The organism is Thiothrix nivea DSM 5205 (assembly GCF_000260135.1).
GTDB lineage: Bacteria > Pseudomonadota > Gammaproteobacteria > Thiotrichales > Thiotrichaceae > Thiothrix > Thiothrix nivea.
In genome coordinates, this window is record NZ_JH651384.1 from 1,532,912 (window position 1) to 1,554,280 (window position 21,369).

Annotated in this window: 17 protein-coding genes and 1 pseudogene; 9 read left to right on the forward strand and 9 right to left on the reverse strand. The window is 55.0% G+C overall.

Annotated features, from left to right (window positions below; all coding sequences use genetic code 11):
- Window positions 1-11: 11 nt before the first annotated feature.
- From THINI_RS23265 to THINI_RS07835, 4 genes are all read left to right on the forward strand, one after another.
- Window positions 12-1,343 (forward strand): thrombospondin type 3 repeat-containing protein, encoded by a 1,332-nt coding sequence (locus THINI_RS23265; RefSeq protein ID WP_002708083.1) that lies wholly within the window; start codon window positions 12-14, stop codon window positions 1,341-1,343.
- Entirely contained in the window at window positions 1,343-2,050 is a 708-nt protein-coding gene (locus tag THINI_RS07825; RefSeq protein WP_002708084.1) for a hypothetical protein, read from the forward strand. Before THINI_RS23265 ends, THINI_RS07825 begins: the two co-directional genes overlap by 1 nt.
- A gap of 93 nt (window positions 2,051-2,143) precedes the next feature.
- Window positions 2,144-4,204 carry an IPTL-CTERM sorting domain-containing protein gene (locus THINI_RS07830; RefSeq protein ID WP_169314595.1) on the forward strand — a complete coding sequence of 687 codons (2,061 nt, stop codon included), beginning with the start codon at window positions 2,144-2,146 and terminating at the stop codon, window positions 4,202-4,204.
- 338 nt (window positions 4,205-4,542) lie between these two features.
- Window positions 4,543-5,082 (forward strand): TlpA family protein disulfide reductase, encoded by a 540-nt coding sequence (locus tag THINI_RS07835; RefSeq protein WP_002708087.1) that lies wholly within the window; start codon window positions 4,543-4,545, stop codon window positions 5,080-5,082.
- 69 nt (window positions 5,083-5,151) lie between these two features.
- Here THINI_RS07835 and THINI_RS07840 read toward each other — a convergent pair whose 3' ends face one another.
- From THINI_RS07840 to surE, 3 genes are all read right to left on the reverse strand, one after another.
- Window positions 5,152-5,811, reverse strand: coding sequence for a LysM peptidoglycan-binding domain-containing protein (locus THINI_RS07840; RefSeq protein ID WP_002708088.1), 660 nt, complete (start codon window positions 5,809-5,811; stop codon window positions 5,152-5,154).
- Between the two features lie 125 nt (window positions 5,812-5,936).
- A complete protein-coding gene (locus THINI_RS07845) occupies window positions 5,937-6,611 on the reverse strand; it encodes a protein-L-isoaspartate(D-aspartate) O-methyltransferase (protein WP_002708089.1) in 675 nt (224 codons plus the stop codon).
- On the reverse strand, window positions 6,601-7,368 hold the full coding sequence (gene surE, locus THINI_RS07850) for a 5'/3'-nucleotidase SurE (protein ID WP_002708090.1): 768 nt from the start codon (window positions 7,366-7,368) through the stop codon (window positions 6,601-6,603). Before surE ends, THINI_RS07845 begins: the two co-directional genes overlap by 11 nt.
- On the opposite strand from surE, the gene THINI_RS07855 reads away from it, so the two are divergent.
- The 3 genes from THINI_RS07855 to THINI_RS07865 are packed head-to-tail and all read left to right on the forward strand — an operon-like array spanning window position 7,367 to window position 10,476.
- A complete protein-coding gene (locus tag THINI_RS07855) occupies window positions 7,367-7,891 on the forward strand; it encodes a Smr/MutS family protein (RefSeq protein ID WP_245536592.1) in 525 nt (174 codons plus the stop codon). The genes surE and THINI_RS07855 overlap by 2 nt on opposite strands.
- Window positions 7,892-7,948: 57 nt before the next feature.
- Window positions 7,949-10,042: a reprolysin-like metallopeptidase gene (locus tag THINI_RS07860; protein ID WP_002708092.1), complete on the forward strand. Its 2,094-nt coding sequence runs from the start codon at window positions 7,949-7,951 to the stop codon at window positions 10,040-10,042.
- Window positions 10,039-10,476 carry a hypothetical protein gene (locus THINI_RS07865; protein WP_002708093.1) on the forward strand — a complete coding sequence of 146 codons (438 nt, stop codon included), beginning with the start codon at window positions 10,039-10,041 and terminating at the stop codon, window positions 10,474-10,476. Before THINI_RS07860 ends, THINI_RS07865 begins: the two co-directional genes overlap by 4 nt.
- On the opposite strand, the gene ald is transcribed toward THINI_RS07865, so the two are convergent.
- From ald to rpiA, 3 genes are read right to left on the reverse strand one after another with little or no spacing between them, the layout of a single operon-like run.
- Entirely contained in the window at window positions 10,473-11,465 is a 993-nt protein-coding gene (gene ald, locus THINI_RS07870) for an alanine dehydrogenase (protein WP_002708094.1), read from the reverse strand. The genes THINI_RS07865 and ald overlap by 4 nt on opposite strands.
- A 60-nt stretch (window positions 11,466-11,525) precedes the next feature.
- Window positions 11,526-12,116, reverse strand: coding sequence for a lipoprotein intramolecular transacylase Lit (locus THINI_RS23270; RefSeq protein ID WP_050988012.1), 591 nt, complete (start codon window positions 12,114-12,116; stop codon window positions 11,526-11,528).
- On the reverse strand, window positions 12,117-12,773 hold the full coding sequence (gene rpiA / locus THINI_RS07880) for a ribose-5-phosphate isomerase RpiA (protein WP_002708096.1): 657 nt from the start codon (window positions 12,771-12,773) through the stop codon (window positions 12,117-12,119).
- A gap of 93 nt (window positions 12,774-12,866) precedes the next feature.
- Between rpiA and ilvA the strand changes: the two genes are divergently transcribed.
- On the forward strand, window positions 12,867-14,381 hold the full coding sequence (ilvA, locus tag THINI_RS07885) for a threonine ammonia-lyase, biosynthetic (protein WP_002708097.1): 1,515 nt from the start codon (window positions 12,867-12,869) through the stop codon (window positions 14,379-14,381).
- 28 nt (window positions 14,382-14,409) lie between these two features.
- On the opposite strand, the gene THINI_RS07890 is transcribed toward ilvA, so the two are convergent.
- Together THINI_RS07890 and THINI_RS07895 are read right to left on the reverse strand one after the other, a co-directional pair.
- Complete coding sequence (locus THINI_RS07890) at window positions 14,410-15,039, reverse strand: thrombospondin type 3 repeat-containing protein (RefSeq protein WP_002708098.1); 630 nt, start codon at window positions 15,037-15,039, stop codon at window positions 14,410-14,412.
- 19 nt (window positions 15,040-15,058) lie between these two features.
- Window positions 15,059-19,855 carry a PKD domain-containing protein gene (locus tag THINI_RS07895; RefSeq protein ID WP_342610123.1) on the reverse strand — a complete coding sequence of 1,599 codons (4,797 nt, stop codon included), beginning with the start codon at window positions 19,853-19,855 and terminating at the stop codon, window positions 15,059-15,061.
- Window positions 19,856-19,884: 29 nt separating this feature from the next.
- Here THINI_RS07895 and THINI_RS07905 point away from each other — a divergent pair.
- Window positions 19,885-20,154, forward strand: a pseudogene (locus THINI_RS07905) (DUF6444 domain-containing protein); the annotation flags it as partial.
- Between the two features lie 55 nt (window positions 20,155-20,209).
- Here THINI_RS07905 and THINI_RS07910 read toward each other — a convergent pair.
- Window positions 20,210-21,355 carry an ISAs1 family transposase gene (locus THINI_RS07910; protein ID WP_002708100.1) on the reverse strand — a complete coding sequence of 382 codons (1,146 nt, stop codon included), beginning with the start codon at window positions 21,353-21,355 and terminating at the stop codon, window positions 20,210-20,212.
- Window positions 21,356-21,369: the final 14 nt, after the last annotated feature.

A 21,369-nucleotide genomic window follows, 5' to 3' on the forward strand; every position in this document is an offset into this window, starting at 1 on the left:
TCGTAATATTTATGGATAAGAAAACTTACATCACATCCCGTCGCACCATGTTCAAAGGCATGGTTTTCCTGTTATTGATGCAAGGCTGCCAGATTGCGTTCGCTGTTGAAGGTGGCGTGGAATACCGTATTGCCTGGGATGCCAACGATAGCCGCTACCATGTCTACATGCGCCCTACCAGTACCCCTGACCCTGATCTGAGCCTGACAGCCCAGGTTACCCTGCGCGTCCCGCACGCCACGGCGGGCAACCGCTTTCAGGTGACAGACATTCAGCCCAAACCGGGCACTGCCTGGAAACTCGGCTCTAACGTACCGGCTCCTGTCGAAAACCCTTTGTATGATTACCTCTCATTTAACTACGACGCTGACGATGCCCACGCCTTCGTGTTCAAGGCAGGTGAGGAACAGGAAGTTTTTAGTTTCCGCAACAAAGGGCCTTGTGTGGGCGACGTGGAGTTGATCGACAATGCTACCGACCCGTTCAGCCAGCCATCGGGTAATTCTGTCGGTACCAATCCCCGTAACCAGTTTTCCAACACCGGCTGGGGCAGCATCAACGACAATGACTATCGGGGCAACTACGGTGAGCCAGCAAGCTGTAGCGCTGGCTGCGGGAATACACCGGTAGCACCACTGGCAGATCATGTTTATTACCGTGTCGCCTGGAATATCAGCGACCAGCGTTATCATGTTTACATGTACCCGGGTAGCACCCCCACCCGCAACCTGAGCCTGACCGGCCAGGTGACACTGAAAATGCCACATGCCGCCAATGCTGCCGACAGTTTCAAGACAACTGGCATCCAGTCCACTTCCGCAGCGATTGAATGGAAGCAAAGCTCCCGGGTCAATGCACCCACAGAAGATACTGGATCCGACTACCTGTCTTTCACCATGAACCTGAGCGACCCACAAGCACTCCAGTGGCAGGCTGACCAGGAATTGGAAGTCTTCAGCTTTGCCAACAGTAACGCCTGCCTCGGCCCGGTAGTGCTGATGAAGGACAGCGACCCCTTCAACGCCATTCCAAATTCTGCGGATACCAACCCAGGCAACCAGTTTACCAACCTGGGCTGGGGTTCAGCGGACAAAAATAATTACGCCGGTAACTATGGTTGTGAGGCCGTCTGTATTGACCCTGAGCTGGATTCAGACAATGACGGCCTGACCGATGCACAGGAAGCAGAAATCGGCACCGACCCGCAAAACCCTGACACCGATACTGACACTTTGCTGGATGGAGAGGAAATTGCGCGTGGAGCCAACCCCTTGAAAGCGGATATTGTCCGCTTGCAAGCCCGTGTGATGTTGCAGGGAGCTTATGACAGCAAACCCAACTGATGCGGGATACCTTACGTGCCAACGCGCTTATCCCCGCGCAGGAACCTTATGGCATTACCAGCAACACGGCCAGCGACACTGCGGCCAGTAACCTGCTGGGCAGCAGTGGCAATGACGCACCGGTAGACTGGGTAGTGCTTGAACTGCTCGATCCCAACAACCCGACAATAACCAAGGCCAGGCTAACAGGATTGGTTCAGCGCGATGCTGATATAGTAGACGCCCAATCGGGGGATGGCTCTTTCCTGTTGATTGGCGTGGAACCGGGGAGTTATTACGTCGCCGTCAAACACCGAAACCATCTAGGTGTCATGACCGCAAATCCAGTTGCCTTAGGGGGGGTTCCAGCCATGATAGACTTTACCAAGGAAAGCACCAGCACATACGGAAGCCACGCACGTGTTTCCCTTGGTGGGACTGCATTGCTATGGGCAGGTAACAACAATAACGATGGCCTGATCATCTCGCAGGGGCCATCCAATGATTTGACGCAAGTGCTCAGCAATATTTTGGCAGCCGAGGGGAATGTCACCTACAACACCAATTACAAGCTGAGCGGCTATCGTGCAACAGACATCAATATGGATGGCATCACAATCTTCGCAGGGCCATCCAATGATGTGGATTTAGCGCTGGGTAATGTCCTGACCCACCCGGCCAATATCTCTTTCAGTTCAAATTACATTATCAGGCAGCAGTTGCCTTGATAGACAGGGCCTTATCATCCAATCAACAATAAAGAGAATCGGTACAGAACAATGAAAACAAAAATCAGTCAAGCAGTTTCAAAGGGGCTGGTATTGCTGGCACTAACACAGACAGGCCAAGCATTTGCCGGTGTTGAGGGCGGTCTCGAATACCGGGTGGACTGGAGTGCTGCGGATAGCCGCTATCACGTATACATGCGCCCAACATCGCTGCCAGACCGCGATTTGAGCATGACGGCGCAAGTAACCTTGCGCGTTCCCCATGCCACCGGGACTAACAAGTTTACTGTGGCTGGCATCCAGTCCACCGTCATCTCGGAAACGACCGGACAACCGGGGGCTAGTTGGTCGCTAAGCTCAAAGGTAGCCGCTCCGGATGAGGACACCAGCGTCGACTACCTGTCTTTTACCATGATTCCTGATGACGTGCGCTCCTTCAAATTCCAGCAAGACGTTGAACAGGAAGTGTTCAACTTCAAGAATACCGGCCCCTGCCTAGGCAGTGTTGCATTGATGAATAACAGTACTGACCCATTCAACCAGCCGCCAGAAGCGCCGGTCAACTCGGCAGGTACCAACCCTGGCAACCAGTTTGCCAACGTAGGTTGGGGGACGCTGGATGATAATGATTACATCGGCAACTACGGTAACCCGGCAGTGTGTGTTCCGTCCAACGGAAACAATACGCCAGTTGCTGCCGCTGATAGCGTGACTATGGCGGCAGGTTCCGTCATCAGCGTTGATGTGCTGGCCAATGACACGGACGCCGATGGCGATACACTGACCATTGCCAGTTTCGGCCAAGGCACTAACGGCAGCGTTACCCAGACTGGCAACAACCTGGTGTACACGCCTGTAGCAGGCTTTACCGGCACGGACACCTTTACCTATACCGTCACTGACACAGCCGGGGCACAAAGCACCGCAACAGTCACCGTGACAGTCAGTGCAGTACCTGTGAACAATACCCCGGTCGCCAACAGCGATAGCGCAACGGTAACCGCTGGCTCAACTGCCACTATCAATGTGCTGGCCAATGACACGGACGCCGATGGCGATACACTGACCATTGCCAGCTTCACCCAGGGCAGTCATGGCAGCGTTGCCCAAACCAGCAGCGACCTGGTGTATACACCAACAGCAGGCTTTACCGGCACGGACACCTTTACCTATACCATCACTGACACAGCCGGGGCACAAAGCACCGCAACAGTCATGGTCACAGTGGCAGCAAGTACCCAGGATACCGACGGCGATGGCCTCACAGATGCTGAAGAAGAAGTGCTCGGCACTAACCCGAACAAGGCCGATTCGGACGGCGATGGCGTGCCGGACAAAGATGAAATCGGCTCCAATATCGGTGCGCCACGGGATACCGATGGCGATGGCACAATTGACGCGCTGGACGAAGATGACGACAACGATGGTATTCTGACCAAGAATGAGAACTACAGCGGCTCCCCACTGACCACCGACACTGATGGCGATGGAACCCCCGATTTCCGTGATGCGGATGATGATAACGACGGCACGCCGACCAGTTCGGAAACACCTGATGCCAATGCGGATGGCTCCCCAGATGATGCAACCGACACCGATGGTGATGGCATTCCGGATTACCTGGATACTGAAAACACGCCTAAGGATACAGATGGTGACGGCCTCACAGATACAGAGGAAGCCACCCTGGGTACTGACCCGGCCAAATCCGACAGCGACGGCGATGGCGTGCCGGACAAGAATGAAGTTGGCTCCAATATCAACAGCCCACTGGACACTGATGGCGACGGCACAATCGACGCACTGGACGAAGATGATGACAACGACAGCATTCTGACCAAGAATGAGAACTACAGCGGCTCCCCACTGACCACCGACACCGATGGCGATGGCACGCCAGACTTCCGCGACAAAGATGATGACAACGACGGCATCCCCACCGCACAGGAAGCACCTGATACCAACGGTGACGGCTCCCCGATTGATGCACGCGATACCAATGGCGATGGCACACCAGATTATCTGGAATCCTACCAGGCCAGTGTCACAACAACAGGTGTTGCTGTCCCGACCCTGACGCAGTGGGCGCAGATTCTGCTTACCCTGTTGCTGGGTGCTGTTGGCTTGCGCCGCTACATGAAGGCAGATAAATAATTAATTGAATTAATAGCTACCTCTTGTTAGCATCTTCAGCCACCGACTTGACGAATATCAAGCCGGTGGCTGATGTTTTTGTCGTACAAATACAACTTGCACTGAAAGTTATATAAGCATAGGCTTATGCACTTTATTTTCGATTAATGAGAATCTGATTACGATGAAAATGGCAACCGGGCAATTGAGCCCGTTAATCCGTTTAATTGCTAAATTGGAACTGCAATTTAAGGATATGCCTCCTACAATAAGGGTTACCCCTACCATGAATATAGTCGCCGACCTGACAGAGCGATCCATCGAAGAGTGTGTTTAAGTATAGAAGTTGAGGGTTTTACATGAAACTGATCAAACGGGCGTTTGCCCTTGCCGTGTTTTTGTTAGCGTCAGCCACCGCATCCGTGGCTGCTGAGTCCCAGCAGGTGGGGAACTTCACTTTCAAGGATATTGACGGCAAAAATCACCAGTTTTCCGAATACCGTGGCAAATGGGTCATCGTGAACTACTGGGCCACCTATTGCGGCCCTTGCATTGCCGAACTCCCCGCCCTGAACAGTGTCGCCAACCGTTTCAAGGACAAGGCTATCGTCCTGGGTATGGAAGCTGGCGAAACTCCGGTTGAGGAACTGAAACAATTCGTCAAGCAACGGAAAATCACTTACCCGGTAGCGCCAACCCAGGACAGCACCATGTTCGCATTGGGTTTGCTCTATGGCGTACCCACCACCTTCGTGGTCAACCCCAAGGGTGAAATTGTCGGTAGCCACATGGGAGCGGTTACATCCGCCATGTTGCAGAATTACCTGCGCAATGACAACAACTCCTCCTTGGCCAAGGATAAAGACAAGGATGAGAATTGCAAAAGCGTGTACTGCTGATCCAGCGTTCGCTTGAATGACAAAAAAGCCCGCTGCATTGACGGGCTTTTTTGCTTATAGGGAAATGGTTTACTTCAGCTTCAGTGTCTGACCCGGGACAATCCGGTAATCAGGCGCTTGCAGGTTGTTCAGGCGGATAATATCTTTCCAGTAAACACCCGTATTACGCATGACCTGGAATACCGTGTCGCCCTGCTTGACGGTATAGTACCCGGAAGCAGGTGCTGCCGACACCGGCGCTGGCGTTGCCGAGCGATAAGTGTTGCTAGTGGTGGTCTTGGGCGCATTGTACGCCGAGTAATCATAGGTAGAAGAGGTCGTGTTGTTGCTGCTACCGCCACTATTGCCGCCGCTGTAATCATAATACGGTGTGCTGGTTGGCGTAGAGTAGTTGTAGGTGGTGGTAGCAGCTGGCTGCTGCTGGTTATAGCCATAATTGTAGTTTGGCTGGGTTGTTGTTGTCGTGGTCGTAGCACCACCGGAACCAGCCATGCAGCCATCGCCATGGTGATGCGCCAGCCCCTCGGGCGGCAACGGGTGGCTATGTGTCCGGCCACAGTGCGTATGGCTGACCGCTGCACGATTGACGACCGTTCCCGTAGTTGTTCCCGCCCGGTAGCCATTATTGTAACCGTTATACCCATTATTGTAGTAAGGGTTCGGCGTGCAACCCACAGCAGTTACAGCAAGCAGGGAGGTGGCGGCTGCCAGTTTAATGGTTCTATCCATGATTTTTTACACCTTCAGTTATTGGGTTCAGGGGTGTGAAGACACTCACATATTCTTGAATAACTTGGAATATATACCAAATTTAAGAAAATATTTCTCAATAATCACATAACGTTCGTATTCATTCAGGGTTTACCGCTGACCATAGGCACAAACTGCACATATTCATGGTCAAGTATTGTATAGCTTGTCTCACCCTGCCGGGTAATGACCTGCAACACTTGCACCTCCCCTTGCTTGCCCACCGGGACTATCAACCTGCCGCCCATGGCAAGTTGTTCCAGCAGCGCTGGCGGCACGGTTTCTGGCGCAGCAGTGACGATAATGGCGTCATAGGGGGCTTCCCGCACTATTCCCCAGCTGCCGTCGCTCAAATAAGCAGACACATTGCGGTAACCGAGGGCATACAACAACTCGCAGGCAGCACGGAACAGCGGCTCGATGCGCTCAACCGTATACACCTTTTCCACCAGCGACGACAGTATCGCGGCCTGATAGCCTGAGCCTGTACCGACTTCCAGCACCTTGCGGGGTGGCAGGGCGCTTTCCAGCAACAGCTCGGTCATGCGCGCGACAATATAGGGCTGGGAAATGGTTTGCCCGTGGCCAATCGGCAGGGCGGTATCCTCATAAGAACGGCTGGCCAGCGCCTCATCCACGAACAGGTGGCGGGGCGTGCGGCTGATCACCTGTAACACTGCCTCGTTGCGGATACCTTTTTCGCGCAACCGCCCCACCAACCGGTTGCGGGTGCGCTGTGAGGTCATGCCTATCCCTTCAATATCCAGCTTACGCCGCATCGTGGCAAGCCTCCAGCCAATGCGCTGTGTCTTCCAGCGCCCGGTGACGGGTCAGGTCGGCATGGATCGGGGTAATGGAAACGTAACCGGCCTGCACGGCGTGGAAATCCGTCCCTTCCCCGGCGTCCGCCGCGTCACCGGCAGGCCCGATCCAGAAAATTTCCTTGCCACGCGGGTCTTGCGCCCGCACCACTGGCTCGGAGCGGTGGCGGCTGCCCAGCCGGGTAACGCAGAAACCGCGCACCTGTTCCCAGGGCAAATCCGGCACATTGATGTTGAGGATCATGCTGCTCCTGTCCGGGTAATTTTGCACATGCCCCAACAAATGCAGCACAGCCTGGACGGCGCTATCGTAATGGCTGACCGCCCCACCACGCCCCAGCGCGGCCAGCGACACCGCCAGTGCCGGATACCCCAGGAAACGGCCTTCCATCGCTGCTGCCACCGTTCCCGAATACAGCACGTCATCCCCCATATTGGCCCCGGCATTGATGCCGGAAATCACCATATCGGGGTCATCCGCGTACAATCCCAAGCCAAGGTGCACGCAATCGGTCGGTGTGCCGTTGACGCTGTAAAAATTTTCCGCCTGACGGGTCAGTCGCAGCGGGTTACGCAAGGTCAGGGAGTTGCTGACCCCGCTGCAATCCTGGTCGGGCGCAACTGTGATAACATTGGCAGCTACCGCCAGCGCTTCCCGTAGCCGGTTAATGCCGGGAGCCATAAAGCCATCATCATTACTGAGCAGTATGTCCATGAGCGCTAAAGAATTTTTCCTGTTCCGTGAATCCATGCAAGACGTGAAGCCGTTGCGGCACACCAATCATGCGATACATGATAGCGCAAAACCACCTGCCATACCCGTCAAGACACAGGAAGATGAGAAACAGGTGCTGAAAGACATGCTGTCGGATGAATACGACCCGGTGGAACTGCAACCCGGTGACATGCTCAGCTATTACCGCCCCGGCCTGCAAAACCGCATTATCCGCAAACTGCGTACTGGGCAATACCGCATTGCCAGCGAACTCGACCTACACGGCCTGAATGCACGGGATGCGAAACAGCAATTGCTGCAATTCCTGCACGACGTTCACCCCGGGCAAGGCGAATGCGTGCGTATTATCCACGGCAAGGGCAACCGTTCCAACTACAAAGGCCCGGTAATCAAGACCAAGATCAACAACTGGTTACGCCAACATGACCGCATTCTGGCTTTCCATTCCGCCCGCCCGGTCGACGGCGGCACGGGCGCAATTTACGTGTTGCTGCGTCGCTAAATGCGGGGCACTAGCATATAATCCGACAAGTTTATGGATTCATCAGAGCTATTATAAATGAAATTTTTTGGGGCAATACTGGTACTTCTGTTCAGCGGAACCGCCAGCGCCGGGCAATCCGCCTGGCAGGACATTCAGGCGCGCGGCGCAACTACTTCTGCTTCAATCACCACGCCCATCCAGCACTTCCGTTTGCTGGGGCTGGACGAAGGCCGCCTGCGGGAGCAACTGTTCCAGTCACAGACTGGCGTGGCCAGCGGTTTGCAGGCGCGCGCAGGCCAGCAAACCTTGTCACTGCCATTACCGGAGGGTGGGTTTGCCGAGCTTACCGCTACCCCCAGCGAAGTGCTGGCTCCGGAAATCGCCGCCAACCACCCCGACATCCAGACCTGGAAAGTGTATGGCGTGGACGGAACCATCATCAGCGGCAGCGTTGATTTTACCCCATCTGGCTTCCACGCCATGCTCGATACAGCCAGCGGTGACACCCTGTTCATCGACCCACAAGCAACAGACGACGGACGCCACTACCTGAGCTTTAGCAAAAAAGCCAACTGGGAAGCGTTCCGGGCTGATGGCTGGTCATGCACTACCCACGACGACCCTGCCGACCTTGCCACACCCGCTGCGTCTTCCCCCAGCATAGCGGCGCGCGCACTGGCCGCCAAAGCGGGCGAAACCCTGCATACTTACCGTATCGCCATTGCCACCACCGCCGAATACACCGCCTATTACGGCAGTAAAAGTGCTGCCTACCAGTCGATTGTCACGGCAGTCAACCGGATCAACCAGATTTACGAGCGGGATCTTTCCATCCGCCTGCAACTGGTCAGTGATGACAACACCATTTACCAGAACGCCAATACCGACCCTTACACCAACAACACATCCGATACCCTGTTGTCTGAGAATGTCAAAAACCTGAATGACGTGATCGGCTATGCCAATTACGACATCGGCCATGTGCTGGCCACCAGTGGCGGCGGCCTGGCCAGAGTGGCCAGCACGTGCGGTGCATACAAGGCCGAAGGGGCAAGCGGCTGGCCCAAACCGCAGGGGGATGCGTTTATCATTGATTACATGGCACATGAAATTGGCCACCAACTGGGTGCTGCCCATACCTTCAATGGCGTAGCGGGTGCCTGCTACGGCGGCAGGGAAACAGCAAGCGCCTACGAACCCGGCAGCGGCAGCACCATCATGGCCTATGCTGGCGTGTGCAGCGGTGACAACCTCCAGACCGGCAGCGACAGCATGATGCATTCCGCGTCCATCCAGCAAATCCAGGATTACCTGCATAATGGGGCGGGTGCGGCCTGTGCAGCCAAAACCAGCCTCGCCAACAACAACCCGACGGTCAATGCCGGTGCGGATTACACCATTCCGGCAGGCACGCCTTTCATACTCACAGGCTCAGGCCAGGATGCCAATACCACAGATACCCTGAGCTATTCCTGGGAACAGGTTGATGCTGGCACTGCCTCGCGCGTCAACGTGGATACGGGTAACAATGCCCTGATCAGGACACATTTGCCATCCGCCACACCTACCCGCACCATTCCACAGATGTCTGACCTGACCGGACGGGTACAATCAGCGGGGGAAACCCTACCCACCACCAACCGCACCCTGAATTTCCGCCTGCTGGCGCGGGATAGCCACGGCGGCACAGGCTACGACGACATGAAAATCACGGTTGTGGATACCGGTAACAGTTTCGCCGTCACCACCCCCAGTAGCACAACCCTGACCAAAGGCAGCCAGCAAACCGTCAGTTGGAATGTCGCCGCCACCGACCAGGCTCCCATTCATTGCAACGCGGTCGATATTGACCTATCCACTGACAACGGCAATTCGTTCAGCAATTTACTGAGCAATACGCCCAATGACGGCTCGGCCAGCGTCACCTTGCCATTCACGCTCGGCAACAAGAATTACATCCGCGTCAGCTGCCGCAACAATATTTTCTTTGCCCTGTCGGCCACCAACCCTGCTGAAGCCAGCAGTAGCAGCAACACTGCCGGCACCAGCGCCATTTACGGCAACCCGATCAGTAGCACCGGGGGTGGCGGTTCTGTTCCTCTGGAATGGCTGTTGGCTAGCGGCAGCCTTTACGCCCTGCAACGTCGGCGCAAACGGAGTATGCGATGAAACGTTTCGTGCCATTATTACTGCTATGCGCCCATAGCCTGAGCGGCTGCCACGAGCCGGTTGTACCTGATAGCGAGGCTGTTTCCGGAAGTAACGGCAATAATGTCCACATCCCCTCAGCCGCTGAAATCATGGCCAACAAGGAGGCGTACTACGCCACCCTGCTGCCGCCATTGCAGGCACGTGACCCGGCAGCCGATGCGCGCACGGCCATCGCCAAGGGTGAGCGTTATTTCCTTTGCAATGCTGGCCGTAACGCCGCCCCCGCCGGTATCGCCCCCGAAATTTTCGCCCAGATAGGCGACGCCTGCCCTGTCAAATGTCTGGACGGGGTAACAGACGCCATCTACGGGGACAACCACCGCCGCTACCTCAGCCTGGCGCTGGACTATTCGGCCCAATGGAACCAGGTCATGCTGGCAGCCTGCCGTTAGGCCGACGTTCCCGCCAGCACTTCCGGCAAGTAACGCAGCACCATCGCGCTCAAGGCACGGGAGGCCGTTTGCGGCACCACCCCCGGCATGTTGGCCACGCAGTAATGCAAGCGCCCCTCCACCTCGAATACCGGCTCAGTGTGCGTGGTCGGGCGGGACGTTGCAAAGCAACCGCCTTCGTCTATCGCCACATCCACCAGCACCCTGCCCGGCCTCAGCCGTTGCAAATCATCGCGGGAAATAACCTTGGGGGCAGGCTGGCCGGGAACCAGCACCGCCCCCACCACCAGATCCGCATCCGGTAAATGGCGGCGGATCACTTCGGGCGAAGCCAGCGCCGTTTCCACCCGAAACCCCAGCAACTGCTGGATGCGCTGCAAGGCCGCGCGGTTGCGGTCAAGCACCACTACCCGCGCGCCCTGCCCTGCTGCCATGATGGCCGCTTGCGTACCGACATTGCCCGCGCCGATCACCAGTACTTTGCCCGGTTCCACGCCGGGGACGCCTGCCAGCAACACGCCCGCCCCACCTTGCGCCTTTTCCAGCCAGTGCGCGCCTGCCTGTACCGCCAGCCGCCCGGCAATTTCCGACATGGGCGCGAGGATCGGCAAACCACCCTGCCCGTCCCGCACCTGCTCGAATGGGATGTAACGGGTACGGTGCACCTTGAGGTAATTTTCCAGCCCCGGATTGGCCGCCAGATGCAGGAAACAGAACAGGGTATGGTCGGAACGGAGCAGGGAATATTCTTCCGGCTGCGGCTCTTTCACCTTGATGATAAGTTCGGCGAAATTGTAGACCGAGCGGGCATCCAACAGCAGTTTCGCCCCCGCCTGTTCGTAATCAGCGCCAGTGAAGCCAGCCCCGACGCCCGCCGTGGGTTGCACCGCCACTTCATGCCCTTGCCGCACCAATGCCGCCACCGCATCCGGCGTCAACGCGACGCGGTACTCGTGATTTTTGATTTCCTTGGGAATTCCGATACGCATGGCAAACCTCCCTCCTGACCAACGCATATGCAATGATAATGCGCCCGTGCGCCAACAGACTCAAGAAAGCCTGCCGCGGGTGTGCCCCCACACAATCAGGCCAACAAACATGCCCAGCACCACCACTCCATACACCAGCCCAAAGCGGAAAAAATAATCCAGCGGAAACAGGCGGATCAGGAGGCTGTCATCCGGAAATACCCAGTTACCCGCCGGAAACAGCCAGTAATGCAGCAGCACAAACAGCGGCACAAAACCACCCAGTGCCATCAACAGCCCCAGCAACAGAATGCAGGCCAGCCCCAGGTAACCGCTGTGCAAGGCCAAACACCCGCCCGCAAACCGTTTCCACCCATACAGCAACAGCAGGCAGCAAGCCAGCACCCCAACAAACAGCCGATCCACACGCGCAAACAACTGCCGCACATCCAGCAGATGGAAAGCTTCGGCAGGATTCAGGTATGCCATTTCCGGCAGCTCATTCCCCATGCCGCGCAGCAGGTAAGACACAATGGCGTGACGTTGGGCATCCACTTCCGGCAGCCAGTGGTAGCCATGCAGCAACACCACCCATGCGCCCAGAAAAATGGCGAGCACCAGTGCGGTACTCGCCATCCATGTCAGCAGCCAGCGTGTGAAAGCAGCGCCCATTTACCCCACTGTGCGCGCGCCGTCGGGGCCGCCAAGGATCAGCACATCCGCCGGGCGGATCGCAAACAGGCCGTTGGTAACAACACCCGGAATCTGGTTGATGCGGTTTTCCATCGTTACCGGGTCGGTGATTTCCATGCCGTGGATGTCGAGGATAATATTGCCGTTGTCGGTGGTGAAACCTTCACGCAGCACCGGGTTGCCACCCAGCTTGACCATTTCACGCGCGACCAGTGCTTGTGCCATGGGGATAACTTCGATCGGCAACGGGAACTTACCCAGCACTTTCACCAACTTGGTGTCATCGGCAATACAAACGAATTTATCAGCCGCACCAGCCACAATCTTTTCGCGGGTCAGCGCACCACCACCGCCCTTGACCAGGTGCAGGTGCTCGTTGGATTCATCCGCGCCATCGACGTATAACGACAACTGGCCAGCTTCGTTCAAATCCATGACCCGGATGCCATGGCCTTCCAGACGCTTGGCACTGGCGATGGAACTGGCAACCGTGCCGTCGATCTTGCCCTTGATGCCCGCCAATAGGTCGATGAAGTGGTTGGCAGTGGAACCGGTACCGATACCGACAATCATACCGGCTTCAACATAGGCGAGTGCGGCTTCTGCTGCCGCTTTTTTCATTTCGTCCTGGGTCATAAAGCTATCCTGTGATGTTCAAAAATGGTTATCGTGCCTGAGTTTGCAATATACTAGCCCGCACGTAAAGCACAGCTACACAAGATTACCCCGATGAACAAATCCCTGATCAAACGCATCCTCACCGCCCGCGTCTATGACGTGGCTATCGAAACCCCACTGGAACGGGCGCGCAACCTGAGCACCCGGCTAGGCAATGAGATTTACCTCAAGCGCGAAGACCTGCAACCGGTGTTTTCCTTCAAGCTACGCGGTGCTTTCAACAAGATGTTTGCGCTGACGCCGGAAGAACGCGCCCACGGTGTGGTGGCTGCCTCTGCGGGCAACCATGCGCAAGGTGTGGCGCTATCCGGTTCACGCCTCGGTATCAAGACCACCATCGTCATGCCCAAGACCACGCCGGAAATCAAGGTGAAAGCGGTGGAATCTTTTGGCGGTACGGCGGTACTGCATGGCAGCTCCTACGACGAAGCCTACGCCCACGCGCGTGAGCTGGAACAAGAGCAGCACATGACCTTCGTCCACCCCTTCGACGATCTGGACGTGATCGCCGGGCAGGGCACCATCGGCATGGAACTGCTGCGCCAGCATTCCGGCCCGATCGAAGCCGTGTTCCTGTGCGTCGGCGGCGGTGGCTTGCTGGCTGGGGTTGGCAGCTACCTCAAATACCTCTACCCCGACATCAAAATCATCGGGGTGGAACATGAGGAAGCGCCAACGCTTTACACCTCCCTGCAAGCGGGTGAGCGCACGCAATTGGCGCAAGTTGGCACCTTCGCTGACGGCGCGGCAGTCAAACTGATCGGGGAAAAAACGTTCGACATCGCCAAAAATATCGTCGACGAAGTGATTTTGGTCAGTACCGATGAAACCTGTGCCGCCATCAAGGACGTGTTCGAGGACACCCGCACCCTGCTGGAACCGGCAGGCGCGCTTTCCGTGGCTGGCATGAAAAAATACGTCGCCCGCGAACAGGTTCAGGGCAAGCACCTGATCGCTGTCGCCAGTGGCGCGAACATCAATTTCGACCGCCTGCGCCATGTGGCCGAACGCGCCGAGCTGGGCGAAGGCCGCGAAGCCTTGCTGGCCGTGACCATTCCGGAACGCCCCGGCAGTTTCCGCGAATTCTGCCACGCCATCAGCAACCGCCCGATCACCGAATTCAACTACCGCTATTCCGATGACCGGGATGCGCAGGTATTCGCCGGGGTGAAGATTGTGGGCGGCAAGCAGGAGCGCGAAACCCTGTTGAAAGACCTGACCGGCAGGGGCTATCCAGTCACGGATCTGACGGATAACGAAGTTGCCAAGATTCATTTACGTTATATGGTGGGTGGGCACTCCAACGGCGCAAAAAACGAAGTGTTGTACCGTTTTATGTTCCCGGAACGCCCCGGTGCATTACTGCATTTTCTCACCAGCATGAGCGCGGGCTGGAATATCAGCCTGTTCCACTACCGTAATCACGGCTCGGACTTCGGGCGGGTGCTGGTGGGGATTCAAGTCCCACCGGAAGAGCGTGATGAGTTCTGCCAATTCCTCGACAAATTGGGGTATGACTATTGGGATGAGACGGAAAATCCGGCATATCAGAGGTTTTTGGGGTAAGAACCTCTGATAACCACGATATTCTCCATCATTCCAGCAGCAACTGCATGATGATGGGGATAACCTTGGCGGGATCCGGCTGCGCCGGAGGCTGGACATTGACATCGGATGGATCATTTGGGTTACGGCCCGCGTCCAGTTCCTGCTTGTCATTCATGCCATCGCCATCACTATCCGCCTTGTTCGGGTTGGTCTGATACGTGTATTCCTGCTTATTGCTCAAGCCATCCTTATCGTTGTCCAGCGCCGCATCAGCTTTATTCAATGGGTCGAGGCCGTTATCCTTTTCCCACTGGTCTGGCAGGCCGTCACCATCATCATCAGTGTCAGCATTGTTGCCAACCTTGTCGCCATCCGTGTCCAGCCATTCAGCAGGGTTATCCGGGAAGGCATCCGCACCGTTTGCCACATTGTCACCGTCACGGTCTGGATCACAAACATCGCCCAAGCCATCATGGTCGATATTGGCTTGGTCGGCATTGCTGTCCAGCGGGCAGTTGTCGCTTGCGTCCGGTACGCCATCCTCATCAATGAATTCGTAAGCAGGCGGCGCTGGAGGCGTAAACGCATAAGCTGAAGACAACAAGCCTGAATAAAACCCAACCCCAACAGCAAACAAGGCAATTGTTCCCTTTTTACGCTCGAATAAAGTCGTCATGTTGATTTCCCCTGTTTACCTATTGGACGACACCCAAAATAAGCAGCCCCCCAGACCAATCCGCCACATACACTTTTGAACCATCATTAGAAAGTTGCACTCTCAATGCATTACCCGGCGTATTGAAACTACTAATCAAAGCAGGATTGTTCGCTGTACTAATATCCACCATATGTAAGCCCGCGCTAGAGTCTGCGACAAAAGCTATTGTCTCGTCGTTGGAAAGGTCGATACCCTGTATTGAGCTTAATGCACTGTATTCGCCCAGCAAAGAAAGTGAACTCGGATTTGTAATGTCCACAACCTTCATACCACCGCTCTGCGCGGCAACGAATGCCTTGCTTTCATCGGAAGATAATGTCAGATATCGTGCATAATCTGCTTGGATGCTTCCGATAATTGAGATATTTTCTGGGTTACGGACATCAAGCACCTTCATGCCTCCCGAATGGGCAGCGACATACAGCTTTTCACCGTCACCTGAAAGTTTTGATGCCCAAACTACCCCTAGCCCACTTACTTTACCCAGTGAAGACATACTTCCCAGATTAGAAATATCAACAGCATCTATACCATCACTAACATTGGACAAATAGGCTACTTTCTCATCTTTGGAAAGGGTTACTCCCCATGTCTCCCCACTTGTTATCGAATAAGTACCTGATAACGAAGGGCTGGCAGGATTACTGACATCAATGACTTTCAACCCCTTGTCAGAGTCAGCAACATAAGCCCGTTTATTATCTGCTGACAATGTAACCCCTCGAGCCTCCCCATCAGTATCAAAACTGCTAAGCACATAAGGTTGCGCCGGGTTTGTTATGTCGAAGATGATCAACCCCGCTAAATATCCAGCGGCAAATATCTTCGTCCCGTCATTGGATAAAGCAATATCAAAAACATAGCCCCCGCTAGTCCTAATGCTGCCAAGTAACGTCATGTTGTCAGTGACTACCCGCACAAGCCTGGTTTTAGTCGCAGTATTACCAGCATTATCTGTGGCCGTATAGGTCAGCGTGTAATCCCCTGCCTCGGCGGTATTGACCGTACCACTGATATTTACGGCAACCACGCCATCAACATCATCCCTGGCTGAAGCACCGGGTTCGGTATAGGCATTGCCAACTTTGACAACGACAATGCTATCCCCGCTTAACGTAAGATGTGGAGGATCATTATCCACAATGACCGACACAGTGACGGTCACGGTATCTGTTACCTGATTGCCATCATCATCCGTCACCGTGAGCGTAATGGTATGCGTGCCAACGCCAAAATCAGCCTTGGCGAAACTACTGGCGTTGCTGAGCACCGTACTGCCCTCCTTCCAGACATAGCTGGCGATAGTACCATCACTATCCGCAGCTTCTGCCGTCAAGGTAACAGTGTCACCCCGGTAAACAGACTGGTCTGCACCAGCATTCACCGTTGGCACAGCCCCATCCGGTATATCGGTCACGGTAATCGTCAGGGCAACCGGCTCACTGGCTCCCTGGGTATTGGTGGCCGTTACCTGCAAATCAAAACCGCTGACCTGTTCGGCGTCCAGCAAGCTGCTATCGGCAACCGTGACATAGCCTTGCGCATCCACGGCGAATGCTTCAGAACCAGTTCCTGATAACGTAAAGCCGGTAATCGCGCTGTTGCCAATCGTCACTACCGGTACAATTGCCACACGCTCACCTACCACAGAATTCTCAATCACAGCGATACTGCTGCTCCTGAGCGTAGGCGCACTGCTGTAGACAGTGATATTGACACTGGTAGCTGCGGTACGCCCCAGGGAATTGGTTGCTTGCGCCGTCAGGCTATAGACGGCTGTGCTGGCGCGGCTCAGGTTCGCGCCTTCCGCCACTGTCACCAAACCATTGCCATCAATGGCAAACTGTTCCGCACCTTCCCCCGTCAGGGTGAACTGGACAATAGGGCTGACGCCATAACTATAACCCAGCTTGCCCACCTTGGTTCCGGCAACACTACCCTCCAGAATACTGCTGGACATGGGGTACAGCTTGGGAACATCGTCCTTGACATTGATCTTGATGGTTGCCGTGTTACTTTCAGCACCGTAAGCATTGCCCGCTTTCACTGTAAAACTGAGTTCTTGCCCTGCCTTGCCTTCCAGCACGCTGTTGTCAGTGAGCACCAGGGTACCATTAGCAAGAATGGCAAACCCTGCGGAATCATCCCCACTGAGTTCAAACGTGCTGGCCGGATGCAATGCATAGGTGTAACCAACAATGCCCACCGCAGTATTGTTGGGTGTATGGATAAAAACATCCGTGGAGAAATTATTAACAACCAGGGCATTGGCGTCAGAGCTTTGCAGCACGTCAACCGTCATGTCCACAGGCGCACTGGTTCCCCGGTCATTGGTAGCCGTGACCTGTAGGCGGTAAGTGCTGATATTGTCATTCTGGATGGGTTTTTCGTTTGAGTTGCCTGCTATGTGGATATAACCACCTGTATCCACCGTGAACCGTTCAGCCCCGATGCCACTGACAGTGAATGCGTTGATAGGCGTTAGGCCCGGATAATATCCCAACCTGCCAAGCCGGGTTCCGCCTGGTATTTCCTCCGTGATCCGCGCGTAAAATGGCGACGGCAAGGTCGGCACATCATCGTAAACCTTGATTTTCACCTGCGCCGGGCCACTGTCACCGGCTGCATTGGTGGCAATCGCCTGCAAGGTGTAGTTTGGAACCAGGGCATGATCAAACTGCGCACCCGTTTTCACTGTCATTACCCCAGCACTACTGACGGCAAAGTTGCCCGCGCCAGTACCCACCAGACGGATTGCCGTTACCGGCGAAGCACCTGCCGTAACCGGCAAGGTTCCAACCTCCGTACCCCCGACAGCCCCTTCAGTCACAAAGGCATCCAGTGTGCCCAACAGTGGCGAGCCATCGGCAGTTACCGTCACGTACACCGTGACCGGCAGGGAGTCACCGTAGTCATTGCTGCCAGTAACATACAAGGTATAAATACGTTGTGTTTCGTAGTCCAGGCTTGCCGTGGCTGACAAAGACAAAACGCCATCCGTGCCGATCTGGAAGTTTTCCGCGCCAGCACCGCTAATACGGTAGGCCGTTGGCGCCTGCTCCAGCGCACAATATTTGACTTGGCCAATAGCACTACCACGAGCCAAATCCTCCTGAATGGTGAAGCTGCCCCCCTCCAGCACCGGTTTGGCCGCCAGATTGAACATATCAGCGTAGACATTTTCACCGTTACGCATCCTGGCCATGATCGGCAGGAAGTTGTCATGATAGGGGCGGAACAACTTGCCGGTATTACCGTTAGGCGTCCACACCAAGGCGTCCAGATGGTTAATCGCGCCATCGGCATTCATGTCATTAGACAGCAGGCAACGGGATGTCTGGTTCATCCGGGAACGCAGGGCAGCGCGTTCCCCACCCAACAAGCCCTTGCCAAGCTGGTAAGCGAACTCAGTCAGGATATTGACCTTGAAACCCAGCGCTTTGAGTTCCGCCCCTGTCACCAAAGCGTGCAGGCTGGCTTGGGAATTCACCACCCCAGAGTTGACCTGCTGGTCAGAATCCGGGTCAATATCAGCCCCTCCACGTACCCGGACAACATACAGCTTGTCGTCCTGCAAGGCAGCCCGGACAGTCCCCGGTACAACGATGATCCCTGCCGTATAGGCCGATGAACCGTAGGATGCAGTAGTGGTGTATAGACTACTGCTGCCATCATCCAGCACGGTGTTATAACCATCGGCGTCAAACAAGTCTATTTGTGCCCCCGCCAGCGGCCCGCCTAGGATAGCTTGGCTGATATTCCAGATCACATCGAACAAAACATTGCCGCTGTAGCCCTGTTGGGGCAACTGACCACTCCAGCCGGAACTGTACTCAGTACTGCTGGTTTGGCTACCCGCACTGAACTGGGCGTAAGCCTGTACGTAGATTTCACTGTTTTCTGTCCGGTTATAGAGCACCACAGCTTCACGCTCGAAGTTATCCACCGGAACGAATTCCACACCATCCTCACTGATCACGATGTCGGCAATCTTGCCTTCCGTCAAATCGTCCAGCAGATTCAGGCTGACCATGCGCGACTGATTGGAACCAGGAACCTTGATGGTGACAATGGTATTCAGTTCATTCTTGTCAGCCGGGCTGCCAGTGTAGGCGACCTTTACCGGATAAGACCCCGGACTGACCTCTGCTCCCACGGGTATGTAGTAATGTTCCAGGAGACAATCGGCATCCTGGATGTCAAAGTTACCCACCTGCTGTGACAAATCGGTGGACAAATCCATATTCAGACTCTGATCAGTCCAGGCCAGGGTAACCTCGATATATCCCTCTTGAGTAGCAACGCCACTGCAATTTTCAGCATCACTGACCGTAATGGTGACAGACTTATCATTTTTCGCACCATCATCATCCGTGACAGTAAGATTGAGCACATGTGCGCCTGGCGGTAGCGGGTCTAACGTAAAAATGGCGTCATGACTGACAACGTTAGAACCATAGCGCCATTCATAGGCAATGATGGAACCGTCCGGATCATAACTACTGCTACCATCCAGCCGGATAGACTCATTCTGGGCAACCGTCTGGTCACTACCCACACCCGCAACAGGAGGCTTGTTGAAAAAATATTTGGCGTCAGCAGTGATGTCCTGATTCTGATGGATCTTGTTAATGATCGGTTCTATCTGAGCGGAATAATCAATACCATTCAGTTTGGCTTGATCATTAGCTGGATTCCATTTAATCAGATCACCGGAATCAATGACATTATCGCCATTAATATCGCCATTACTCGCTAAATTGTAACTACTCAGTTCCCTAAAAAATCAGCTACGCTATCCTTATGAACCAGTTCATCCACCCCACGAGAGAAGATTTGCAGCAGTTGAGCCACGCCCAGCTGGTGGATTTGGTGTTGTCGCTGTTTGACACGATAGAACAGCTATCGTCACTGGCAACCCGGGTAGCTGAACTGGAGGCGCAGTTGGGCAAAAACAGCAAGAATTCGCACAAACCGCCGTCATCGGATGGGCTGAAGCGCCAACCAGCCCAACCCCGTCAAGCAGGCCAACGCCCCAAAGGTGGCCAGCCGGGACACAAGGGGCATAGCCTTGTCATGCACCCATCGCTAGGGCAATCGCATTAAAAACATCTTGTTTTACAATGGTCTAAATTTTAATCTTGGTAGCCCCCAGTCTGCCGGTGACAATTTTTAGCAGATAATCTTCATCCCACCCGGCATTGAGGCGTTTGTTTTTCACACCGACCTTGATGGTTTTGTCAGTTTTAACCAGATTGAGGGCAATGTGGCGGACGACAGCCATGTTGGCGTCGCTGTTGCCGGAACGCATCCGCTGGTCATCTTCGCGGAAAGCGTAATCCAGCACCCAGTGCAGGTTGTTTTCAATGCCCCAGTGTGCCCGCACGACCTGTCCCAGCCGCTCCGGGTTGGAGGCATCCATGCTGCTGATGAAGTAACGGGTTTCTTCAGTGGTCTTATCCTTGCATTCACGGATGGCAGTGACAGCGATAATGCTGGTCAGTTTTGTCCAATGGGGATGGTCTTTCTTCAACCAGCCAATGTTGGAGGTAGCCCGCACGATGCGGGTTTCAATCCGTCCATGCCCGCCGTCATAACGGGTATGGCCAATGGGTGGGCAGGTGTTGGCCGATTCAAAAAATAGCTTCACGTCCTGATGGAGCGTGCCCTGGTTGCCTTTCAGGCTGAGCAGGTAATCGGCTTGCTGGTCGATGATCTGCCTGGCAATGGCCGTTTGGCAACCCATCGCATCCAACGTCACTACCGCTCCTGTCATGTTCAGTTGCATCAATAGTTTAGGGATGGCAGTGATTTCGTTGGATTTATCATCCACCCGCTGTTGTCCCAGCACCAATTGATTCCGGGTCGCCCAGGCACTGACCATGTAGATGGCCGCTTTGTCCGAAGCACTGTCCAGGCTGCGGCGCAGGCATTTGCCATCAATCGCGATGATTTCGCCATCACTGAGGTCGGACAGGTCAGCCACCCAGCGGCTGAAACATTCACTGAACTGCTGTGTGTCGATCAGGCCAAAAACCCGGCCAAAGGTATCGTGTGACGGGATGCCGTGTTGCAACCCCAACACCTCCGTGAACCATTTTCGTTTGGATTTGCCGAACAGCTCAATGGAAGCCCAGTCATCCGCCCCGCAAATCACTGCGCACAGGGTAATGAAGAAGATGTCACTGAGTTTGTGCCGCTTACGGCGGTTCAGACGTGGGTCAGGGATGGAGGCAAAATGGTCAACAATAGCGGCGGTTGGGTGGAGTTTCATGGGCTACCAAAATA